Source organism: Candidatus Omnitrophota bacterium (genome assembly GCA_030688425.1).
GTDB lineage: Bacteria > Omnitrophota > Gorgyraeia > Zapsychrales > JANLHA01 > JAUYIB01.
On record JAUYIB010000007.1, the window covers coordinates 56,415 to 66,740 of the forward strand.

The window sequence follows — 10,326 nt, forward strand, 5'->3', positions numbered from 1 at the left end:
GTGAGGCATGAACATCCTGAGACGCGGCCGCAGGGGCCAGAGCACCCTGGAGTTTGTGACTTTACTCATTATTATCATGGGAGTCTTTATCGCGGCCGGAAACTATTTCAAACGAGGCATCCAGGGCCGGTGGAAAGCTTCCATCGATGAGCTGGGGGATCAGTATGATCCCCGGTTGACCAACACGTCTATCAAGCATATTTTGGTTTCCAATACGGAAACCCGGATTACCACCATCAGCGCGGAGGGCGGGTTGTGGTCGCTCCGGGACGACATAACCAATTCGCTGGAGATCAAAACCGGGGGAACAACCATCGGCGCTTTTTAATGCAGATTGCAAAGAAACAGAGATAATCCCGCCAGGTGATGAAGATATTAAAGAAAATTGGATTCACAACTCCCCGCCAAGCGCAAACCGCTTCCGAGCTCGCGATCTTCGGAGCCGTTCTGCTTTTTGTCATTGGCCTTATCGCCCGCGCCGGCATGAGTACCAGCCAGACCATGAATCACCAGCTCAAGGCCATGCGGACCGCCATGACACAGTCGTTCAATTATTCGATGCGCCGCGAAGCCATGTCCCGGAACACGGCGTCGGTGATCGTTATTGAAGACAGGCTTTCGGTGGACGCCGGCAGCAAGTTCGGCACGCGGGACCGTATTCCGTTCGTGGCCAGCGGCGGCGCTGCCTTCTCCAATCAGTTTTTTCAAGAATTGGCCTATGGGGAAGAATTTAATCTCCCGGTCGCGGATATTATCATCAACGGCCAGCGGTTTCCCTTCCGCATGGGGGGGTTCCGGACGGTGGCCACCCACACCTGCAGCACCATCGGCGGTACGGCTCCACCCAATTGGGAGTCGGCGTGTTACAACATAGGGGCGGGGGATCAAGGCTGCGCGGTGTTTTATAAACAGCAGATCCGGTATGCGTCAAATGCCGCTTGGCATGATCGTGCCGTTAGACCCTGCGGCGGCGCCTGCTATCCGTATGACGACCGGTTTGATCTGGATCACAATCGCATCCCCGAGAGGAAAACAGACGTTCCGGATGTTGATGTCCCCGCTGGACAATTCAATCTCGGCCTTCCTTACGTGGAAAGTTTTCGCTCCCACTTCAATTGGCAGTGGGTCCTGGTCCCGGGGCTTTTCGATGCGGCGAGAACAGGAAGCATTTTGACGGACATTTCACCTGCCAGGAACCGGCTTGACCCGACGGATCAAATGGGGACTCTCGCGAAAGAAGACAGCTTTGACGTGGACGGCGATCTCAAGGACGAGCTTGTTTATTCATGGACGGTCGCGGGAAAGAATTCGGAGGGCAATGTCATCATTCCCGCGTGCACTGCATTTACGGGGGTTGTCACTTCCGTCAATGTCCTGGACAGCCAGAGCGGTGACATTGACGCCACCATCAATGACCGGGACGAACGCATGGGGATGAGGGCGACCGGGCTGGAGGATGAAATCCAGATGTTTTCTTTCACCCGCGAGGGCACATACTACCAAATCCACGAAGGCAAGCTGTTTGAGGCGTCTCCGCTCGGCGCGCACGGGGGGCAATTCATCCGGAACACCAGCCGCCAGGACCATGTGGATATCGTTCAAAGGATTTTTAAAATGAGCAACGATACCGGCCGGTTTTGCAGCGGAGGGGGCCCTGCGAACTGGGCGGCCGCGTGCTCCGCAAGCCGCGGCAAAGACGGGCGGTGCGGCCTTGACAATCCCGTGGAAGCGTGCAACAACTGTTTTTCACCGGCCAAGGTTACGCTGACGTGTTTTGACTCGGCCCAAAGGTTGTTGTTTATCCGCAGCCGCATCAGTGATCTTCGCGGGCGACGGTGGGTTACAAGGATGGATTTGTAAGGCGGCGGGAAGGCCGGCAACTCATAAAGGACGATGGTAAGGCGGAATTTTTATGTTTAGAGCGCTTCGACGTCAAAGACGGTTTTGGAGTTTCCAACCCCGGCATAGCTCAGGCCAAGCCATGCTGGAGTTTTCCTTTTGCATGATCGCGACCGTTATTTTGCTTTTGGGCATGATCAAAATATTTGTCTGGTGCGGGAAAGACCTTGTGGCCCGCCGTAAGGCGCATGAAAATGTTCTCCGACAGGGGACCCCGGTCGGAATCCGTCCGGTGTTTTATTATTCGACGCGCATGGGCGCAGCCGTTGACAGCAACATCTTCGGCAATTGATCTTTGCTCGCTCCCGGCGGATATGTCCGGACTCTACAGAGGAAGAATGACGTGATTCAATTCTTTAATTCATGGATCCGTGCCATTAAGCTGCGTTGCCACAATTTTCGCGGCCCCGCTTTTTCCCTCCCCCGCCTCTCTCCGGCCCGGCGGCTTGATTCCGTCCGCGGCCAGATCGCGATCGTTCTCATTCTTATTATTGCCATCGGACTGATTTTTTATGCCGTTGTCCTGAACCTCGGGCGGGTTTCGGGGTCCAAGACTATCACCATGATCGCCACCAATTCCGCAGTTACCCAAATGGCCTCATACTATGCCAGCTACGGGCAGAAACTTTTTAAGGAGCAGCTGGACGGGCATCGTAAGGTGTGCGGGTGGACAGCCCTTTTTTCGGCCCTCATCCTCATCGCCATCATCATCATTATTATTATTATCGTCATCGTGACGTGGGGGGCAGGCGCGGCAATTGTTGTCCCGCTGCTGGGGGTGGCTGTTCCGATCGTTGTTGTTCTGGGTGTGGCCCTGGCTTTTGCCATCGTTGCCGCCGTATTGCAGGCCGTCCTTGTCAACCCGTCCATCACCGCCATGTGGAACAAGATGATCGCCGAATCGCTCACCATTCAGGACCAGTTTGTCGAGCGGGGCCTTCAGACGGCTTTGCAGACTGTTGTCACGGATCAGGTGCAAATTCCCGATGTTGTCGATCTGGATTCCGATGCGATCTATGGGTGGGGGACAGATCCGGGCAATCCCGGCGCGCCCAAGAGTGTGTGGCCGGATCCGGCTCAGGGTTTTAGCCTTGATAATCCGCTGCAGGGTGCGAATGATTTTGTCAGCCGATTCGCTTTTTATAATACGGAAAGATTGCGCAATGTCGTAAGGCCCGGTGTCGCAAATGTTGATGAATTTATAGCTGGCCTGAAGAATTTTCTGGAAAAGGCAGACGATCCAGCCGATTGGGGGTTATGGCATCCGTTCGATTGCAGTGCCCCTCATGCGTGCTGTCCTCAGAACTCAAGCCCTGGCCAAAATACCGACATGCCCGCTGAATGCGACTCCTGCTGTCTTCCCGACCCGATGGTGAATCCTTCCTGCGGCGCTGTTGCGCCGGCGTGCTGCTCTCTCCCGACGGCAGATCCCAGCTATTGCGGGGTTTGCGCCGAAGAAGGGCTTCAGGATCCCCAGTGTTGCTGCGGCATTGCCTGGGGAGCGACAGAGGCCTGTGTGGGGCTGCCATTGCCAGTGCCCTCTTGCCAGAGGATCAAGGTCCGTCCGGATTGTTGCGATTTGCCCGCAGGAGATGCTGATAAATGCGGAGACCCCACGACCTGCAGCCAAAGAACCCCATACGCGCCACCGGTCCCGAACCCCGCAATGACTTATCCCTGGATTTATGACAGATATTATGAGCGGACGGACGACACGATTTGGTCCTTCCGGGAACAGCTCGGCCGTGACGATGATATTCATACATATCTAAAAAATATCCCGGGCACCACGACCTGCCCTGTGACAGGCCTTGACAACAGCGACAGGCACGGCTGCCAGGAAGTCGCGACATTTCTGGGGACCTATCAGTCGGAACCCAGGGGGTTCATCATCTCGGATGTTTCCGGTTTTTATAATCCTTTCGATTATCCTGCCGGATTTAATCCCCTGGATCCTCCCGCGGAAGGGGCGGATGACCGGGCCGGCCCCATCGGGGCTCCCGATCTACCCGTTGCCTCAACTCTGTTCCCCTTCCTTTATAAAGCGCAGGACTGGGAATTCACTCTTTCCGAGCTGACATACAATGAAGCTTCCGACGTTGTCACAAATCCTGACAACCGCATTAAGCAGTGTTTCTGGTGCGACCAGAGGGGATATCCGAATCCCGTCGCAGGAGCCGTATGCCCCGCGCCGCCCGGGCCCGTGCTGGATCCGAATGAGTTACAGCGTCTTGTCCTCCCCTTGAATCCGATCGATGCTGTCTTGAATTTGCAGTTTTCCGGAGGGTGGTGCGTGGACAATGCGAACAAGGCTGGAGCTGCCGCCGGGGATCCGCCCGTGTTGTTGGATTTAGTCAATGACGCGGCGCTGGCGCCGTTGTTTGCCGATTTTAATAATTGTGCCCAAACGACCGGAGGGTGGAAGCGCGGAGCTGACCGGTATTGCACGACGCAGATAGTCGGAGGCGCGCCAAGATTTCCTTACGGGTCAGGATGTTCCAAGCACGGCGGACTTCAACAGTGCAATGAGTGGGACTGGGACGACACGAATGGTGACGGAATTCAAGATGCGGGCGAATTGATTCCAGTTCCCGTGGACTGCGCCTGCGGTGAGCCCGGCGCTTTGGGCGGGAACGCCTGGCCCGATGACCGGCTCGACGACCTGGTTTATGGACTGGATGAATTCATGGATTGGGCGAAGGGATTTGTGACGTTGACCCCAGCGGCCCTGGCCGGGAGCATTGAGGTGTGGTATGAAGACGCGGCTTACTGGGTCGAACCCAATTATTGTCCGGGCGGGAATAATCCTTGTCCGCAGAGCTTTACAAGGAACGCGAACACGGCAGACCGCGACTGGGGGATCCTGTATACCTGGCGGGACACCCTGGTGAATACGTGTCAGCCGATCAAGAACTGGGTTTCCCTGGATTCCCCTAACGGCTGGGATCCCGCCAATCCCGACGATGCGATTCGGGTCAACAAGTATGTTCTTCAGAGTTGTAATCTTTCCGCCGGCCGGGATTCCGCCTGGTGTCCGGCCTATGATACGCAGGGTCTCGGAGGCCCCTGCAATTGCTCGCCCACCTGGGAGCAGGCGACCATCGATTTTAACAATAACGGCGTCCGGGGGGATGTGGCGGATGTGGTGGAGTGTTTGCGGGTGAACACGGATGCCGGCGGCTTGGCGCCGAAGAACGTTGATTTTCCTACATCAGGAGTCCCGGTCACCGTGACCCTTGAGGGCAATGCTTTAAGATTTCAAAACTGTTTTGACGTGTGCAAGGATCCGGTGAGCACGGATCCGGATAAGATTACGGCCTGCGGGGATCTCCCCCGCTCGCCACTCCCGAATACCTGTAATCCTGGGGCGGGCGGGTTTCAAAATTTTGATGTCACGAAATGCTCGAATGGCGCTTTTCTCGCGAACCTTACGGATAGCGTCAAAGAATCCGTCAACCTGGTGGCGAAAATGAAAAAACGGTACGAATTTCTCAGCCGCCGTTTGCAGGAAGCCGAGAGCTTGATCGGCACGGACTATCACCGGGCGTGCAAGGTAAGTTCTTTTGGAGGTGTGGACCAAACCGGGATCTTGACCCGGGCGATCCAGGAATTCACGAGGTTCTTGGATGATAATGACACGGCCACGGACGACACAGATCCCCTCTATGATCCCCTGGTTGACCCTTTCCATGATCCCGGGCCGATGGATCCCGGTGACCCGCGCACCATCACGGCTCCGGCGGAGAAACTCGTGAAGGCGCGTCAAGATTATGGCAACATCGGTGACGCTGTGTTGCCAACCGTGGCCATCTATGCCTGGAGGGATGAAATCAAAGATGCGCGTGTGGATTGGCCATGGCATATTGTGAAAGTGGACGTCCGCGCCCCGTTCCGGTGCAACTACGAGTGCGGTCCTGGGGCTGGCCGGGACCCCGGGTGGCCAAGGGTCAGGACGTATACAAAATCCTGGGGGCTGGAGCGCTGTTATGAGCTTGTGAACACAGAAGGCCGCGTCAAGGCGAGGGCCATCCGCTTTGATGAGGATCAATCCACCGGCAGGCTGTTGAAGTTTCCCGGCGGCATGCCGCTGTGGATGTTCCGTTTTGCTCATCCCGACAGGGGCAGCAAGGATGCCTCATTGCTGGTTGCAGAAGGAGGCCAGGGCGCTTGCTTTGAGCAGGTTCATGAATCTCTGATCAGCCAGCAGGGCTATGGGCTCAACCCTGTCCCCAAGACCCCGTATCCTTACGGTTATGCGTTTATGTTGAACAGGCGGCCGGATTTAACCCCGATAGACCAGCAAGAGAGAGATTACAGAGACTGCTGGCAGGAAGTACATGACTATCTCGATCTTGGCGTCAGCACGGTTTCCTGCGCGGAATATTATTATGCCAATAGAGGTATCGGGGTCAGCATCAAATTTGTAGACTGCGAAGACCGGTTCAAAAGGTTGTTAAATTGACGCGACCGGCGGCCCGGGAGGAAGATGTCTCCGGGCGGTAAAATTTTGCGAGCCAGGAATTGATTTGCCGAAAGAATGAATTTATAATGAAGGGGACGGGAATGATCCTGGTGAGGAAAAAACGATTTTTCGGACGCCATGGGATGTCTCTTCTGGAATACATGGCCGTCCTCATGTTTATCATCGGGATTTTTGCCGTTTTTCAGGATTATATCAAACGGGGGTTTCTGGGGCGATGGAAGACTGTGGGCGATTCGTTCGGCCACGGCCGGCAGTATGACCCCAAACCCTACGGCGTTGCGGGCGCGGGCGGCGGGACGCTGGAATGCATGTACATGCCCGCTGATCTCGCATGCCCGGCGGGTTGTCCGGCGCCGACCCATTCCTGGATTTCGGTGAGGGATTTTGACGCCTGTGTAGGTGCGTTGCAGGGTGATAAGACAAAGGAATGTTGTTGCCGGATAACAACGGCACTTAACGACTGCCAAAATGTCCCCTTGCCCTTTACTCCTGGCCCGTGATCGTCTTGAATATTACGGATTCTTGCGTTCAGCCTTTGTTTGTTTTTCCCGGTCCTTTGTTGTGGTCTCGTCCGTTCGAAAGCCCATAGGATAATCATCCATGCTTTTTGCCCTTTTTCTCGCCTTTTGTACAGCCGCGCTCATCGGGTATGCGGTTGTCCCGCCTGTTTACAATAAATCCATCGCGTTCAGCCAGAAAAGAACCCATACCCTGACGAGCAAACTGGACCGCGTTCTTCCGAAGACCCAGGTTCAGAAGCTGGCACAGATTTATATGATCGCCCCGCTGGGCACGGCGGCCCTGATGTATGTCCTGTTTCCTGAAGAATACCGTTTAATCGGCGTCGTGTTCGGTTTCGTCGGCGGATTTTTTTTCCCGAGCATGTATACCAAGATTTTGATCCTGAAGAATAAGGCCATGTTTGATGACCAGCTGGTCGACGCCCTGATGATCATGTCCAGCTCGTTCCGGGGCGGGTTGAGCTTGATCCAGGCGATGGAAGCTGTCGTTGAGGAAATGCCGGACCCGATGAACCAGGAGATCCTCACCGTCCTCGGCGAGAACAAAATGGGCGTTTCCCTTGAGGAATCTCTCACCCATCTTTATAATCGCATGACGTCCACGGCTTTACAGCAGGTCATCACCGCTATCCTGCTGGCCCGGGAAACCGGCGGGAACCTCCCGGCCATTTTTACGCGGATTGTCAATAACATCCGGGAACAGAAAAAGATTCAGCAGCAGATCGACACCCTGACCCTGCAGGGCAAAATCCAGGGCGTGGTCATGTCGATGCTGCCCGTCGCTTTCTTCATGGTCATCTACTCGACCAATCCGTATTTTTTTAATCACATGTTTGAGTCGGACATGGGGCGGGCTCTCCTGATTTATGCGGCGATTTCCGAAGTCGTCGGCGCGTTTATGATTTGGAAAATCAGCACGTTCAGGGATTATTAATGAGCGCATCATTTATGGAGCGAAAGCGAACATAAATGATTTGCGCGAATTAACCCCACTGTGACGTGGGGTTAATGTGGTTCAATGCTTGTTCCCCCGATCCCCGCAAAAACCATCGGTTTTTTGCGGGATACCGGAACAATCGACGGACATATCCAAAGGGGCTCATCGCCAAACGATTTATGATTTTTCTTGCTCTGACATTGGCTTTTCTGGCTGGATTTTCTTTTATCTTAGGGCTTTTTCCCGCCGAGGAGGAGTATCGCGCCACATTGCAGGCCTTTGGATATGACCTGCGCTCTGCCAAGAAGAAGAAAAGCCCTTTTGCTTTCATCCGGAAAATCGCCCTTGTCAATAAGCCCATCTGCGCCGGCCCCCTGAGACAGAGAATCGCCAGGGATTTGTCGATGGCGCACGTGGTCATGACGCCGGAGGAATTCTTTTTCTTGAAGGAGATGGGGGTTGTTTTTACCATGCTCTTGACGTATCCGATGATCCAGCCGGACATGATGACGTTCTGGTTTTTGATGTCCTTTTCCATCGGATATATGCTCCCCGAGTACTGGCTGAAAGGGAAAATCAAGAAGGTCAAGAACACCATTATCAAAGAGTTGCCGGACGCCATCGATCTTTTGGGCCTTTGCGTCAACGCGGGGCTGGACTTCATGCTTGCCCTCAAGTGGGTGGTTGAAAAGTCTCCGACGTCTGTCATGACCAATGAGTTGAACGTTCTTTTGCAGGAAATCAACGTTGGGAAAACTCGGAGAGACGCCCTCAAGGACCTTTCGACCAAATATAATCTTCCGGATCTTTCCAGTTTCTCCCGGACCCTGATCCAGGCCGACAAAATGGGGACATCGGTCTCCGAGGCCTTGAATCTTCTGTCCGAGGACATGCGTCTTGCGCGTTTCCGCCGGGGCGAGCAGATGGCTATGAAGGCCCCGATGAAGCTGCTGGTCCCCCTGCTGTTTTTTATCTTTCCTGTTGTCGGCATTCTTGTCGCCGGCCCGATCTTCCTCGATTTTATCGAAAGCAATCCGCTCGAAAATCTGGCACAATAACCGGCAGGTTTCCTCGCTCCGGATCGTGTCGTGATGGAAAATCCTCAAAGAGGCGATGGATCGTTCTGTCCGGGGCGCCTTTCGTCCAGGCGGAAGCAACGCGAGATTCGCAGTCCGTTACAAAGGTGCGGGCGGTCTTGAGTGCTTGACGTCTTATGCTTTTCTTACCGACGCCTGGGGCAGTGGGCTTACAGGATTGGTGGAAGGGCGCGCCAAAAAGAAGGTGCCGCAGATGACAAATTTTACCTCTGTATTTGCGACATGCGGCGCCCCCTGGTTGTTACAACAATTTCAGGAGTTTTGTGTTAATCTCCGCAAGCGCCGCTGATATCCGCAATCCCCGCATTTCTTTCCGCTGGGTTCCGTGATCCATCTTTCCAATCAAATCTGATCGCTTTTGAAAGTGCTGTTTTTCTCAGAATTTTCAAGAGCTGTGCCTTGGGGTGCGTGTCTGGCCATTTTAATTTTCGGAAAAGCGTTCGCGCCTTTTTCGAAGACGCTGTGCTCTTGTGAAGAGGCTGCACATATGGGGTGGCGTGTTTCATTGGACCTGTTTGTAAGGATTATTTAATTGTGGAGCGGCATTTGATATGGCAGAAATTATTGAGACGCGATGTGACGTTTTTAGTTTGAAGTTGCCGTTACTATTTAACGTCCAATCTGATTAATGTCCAATCTAATTGTTTTAATGTCCATTCTGGTGCTATTCCTGGTCGGAGAAAAACTGAAATCAAGCCGTGAGATATGTTCTTAAATTAATGAATAATTTTGTGGTATCTAATGATTGATCCGATATTTTGCCAGATGGTGCTGGGGCTGTGTGGACAAACCTTCCGTATCTTTATGGGTGATTTCTCGACGGAAAATGACTGGAAAAAGGAAGCGCTTTCAAAAAAATAAGTAAAAAAAATGCAATAAAAATTTTTAAAATCTGTCCAATTGAGACGTAAGTCGTTGGTATATAACAGGATATTTTCTAAAAAAAATTTGACACAACCTTGTCCCCTTCGTACTATATGTTATACTTGTTGAGCAAGAGGTAAGAGATTAACTCAACCGAGACTCGGCAAGTAAAAATATGTTGAAAACCGCGAAAATAATCTCGCACCAGTAAATCGAAAAAAGGCTACCATTTCGCGGTAGTCTTTTTTCATTTTACCCTCTTACCTTCTTCGCAGTTTAATGGTCAAATATCAAGTCTCACCTGAAACCCGGCAGATCGTTGTTAACGCGTTGCTGGAAACAGCGGCGCGTTGGCTGCTTTCTGTGGGCTTTTCTTCTCTGGCGGCTTTTGTGATGAGCAGACGGTTGCGATTGTTCGTTGTGAGGTTGCCTGTCATTGAGGATGCAGATCCTCGCCGTTTTATTCTTTTCCAGAATGGACATTCTAGAAGAAAAATCAGTCTGGACAATTGCGGGTTTTAATTT

The 10,326-nt window shown here is 53.3% G+C and carries 8 protein-coding genes; all 8 read left to right on the top strand.

Translation table 11 applies throughout. The features are described from left to right. Nucleotides 1-7 precede the first annotated feature (7 nt). Nucleotides 8-328, top strand: a complete 321-nt coding sequence (locus tag Q8Q08_00365) for a hypothetical protein (protein MDP2652466.1) — start codon at nucleotides 8-10, stop codon at nucleotides 326-328. A 35-nt stretch (nucleotides 329-363) separates the two neighbouring features. Next, nucleotides 364-1,860 carry a hypothetical protein gene (locus Q8Q08_00370; GenBank protein MDP2652467.1) on the top strand — a complete coding sequence of 499 codons (1,497 nt, stop codon included), beginning with the start codon at nucleotides 364-366 and terminating at the stop codon, nucleotides 1,858-1,860. 121 nt (nucleotides 1,861-1,981) lie between these two features. Further along, nucleotides 1,982-2,191, top strand: a complete 210-nt coding sequence (locus tag Q8Q08_00375) for a hypothetical protein (GenBank protein MDP2652468.1) — start codon at nucleotides 1,982-1,984, stop codon at nucleotides 2,189-2,191. A 51-nt stretch (nucleotides 2,192-2,242) separates the two neighbouring features. After that, the gene (locus tag Q8Q08_00380) at nucleotides 2,243-6,361 is read left to right on the top strand and encodes a hypothetical protein (GenBank protein MDP2652469.1); all 4,119 of its coding nucleotides are present in this window, start codon (nucleotides 2,243-2,245) and stop codon (nucleotides 6,359-6,361) included. 86 nt (nucleotides 6,362-6,447) lie between these two features. After that, a complete protein-coding gene (locus Q8Q08_00385; GenBank protein ID MDP2652470.1) occupies nucleotides 6,448-6,882 on the top strand; it encodes a hypothetical protein in 435 nt (144 codons plus the stop codon). Between the two features lie 100 nt (nucleotides 6,883-6,982). Continuing rightward, on the top strand, nucleotides 6,983-7,837 hold the full coding sequence (locus tag Q8Q08_00390) for a type II secretion system F family protein (GenBank protein ID MDP2652471.1): 855 nt from the start codon (nucleotides 6,983-6,985) through the stop codon (nucleotides 7,835-7,837). Nucleotides 7,838-8,019: 182 nt separating this feature from the next. Beyond that, a complete protein-coding gene (locus Q8Q08_00395; protein ID MDP2652472.1) occupies nucleotides 8,020-8,898 on the top strand; it encodes a type II secretion system F family protein in 879 nt (292 codons plus the stop codon). Between the two features lie 1,182 nt (nucleotides 8,899-10,080). Continuing rightward, complete coding sequence (locus Q8Q08_00400; GenBank protein MDP2652473.1) at nucleotides 10,081-10,323, top strand: hypothetical protein; 243 nt, start codon at nucleotides 10,081-10,083, stop codon at nucleotides 10,321-10,323. Nucleotides 10,324-10,326 lie beyond the last annotated feature (3 nt).

What these genes read in the sequence shown, in the direction of transcription:
- Q8Q08_00365 (MDP2652466.1), top strand. Translation starts at nt 8, where the DNA reads ATGAACATCCTGAGACGCGGCCGCAGGGGCCAGAGCACCCTGGAGTTT.
- Q8Q08_00375 (MDP2652468.1), top strand. Translation starts at nt 1,982, where the DNA reads ATGCTGGAGTTTTCCTTTTGCATGATCGCGACCGTTATTTTGCTTTTG.
- Q8Q08_00385 (MDP2652470.1), top strand. Translation starts at nt 6,448, where the DNA reads ATGAAGGGGACGGGAATGATCCTGGTGAGGAAAAAACGATTTTTCGGA.
- Q8Q08_00390 (MDP2652471.1), top strand. Translation starts at nt 6,983, where the DNA reads ATGCTTTTTGCCCTTTTTCTCGCCTTTTGTACAGCCGCGCTCATCGGG.
- Q8Q08_00395 (MDP2652472.1), top strand. Translation starts at nt 8,020, where the DNA reads ATGATTTTTCTTGCTCTGACATTGGCTTTTCTGGCTGGATTTTCTTTT.
- Q8Q08_00400 (MDP2652473.1), top strand. Translation starts at nt 10,081, where the DNA reads ATGGTCAAATATCAAGTCTCACCTGAAACCCGGCAGATCGTTGTTAAC.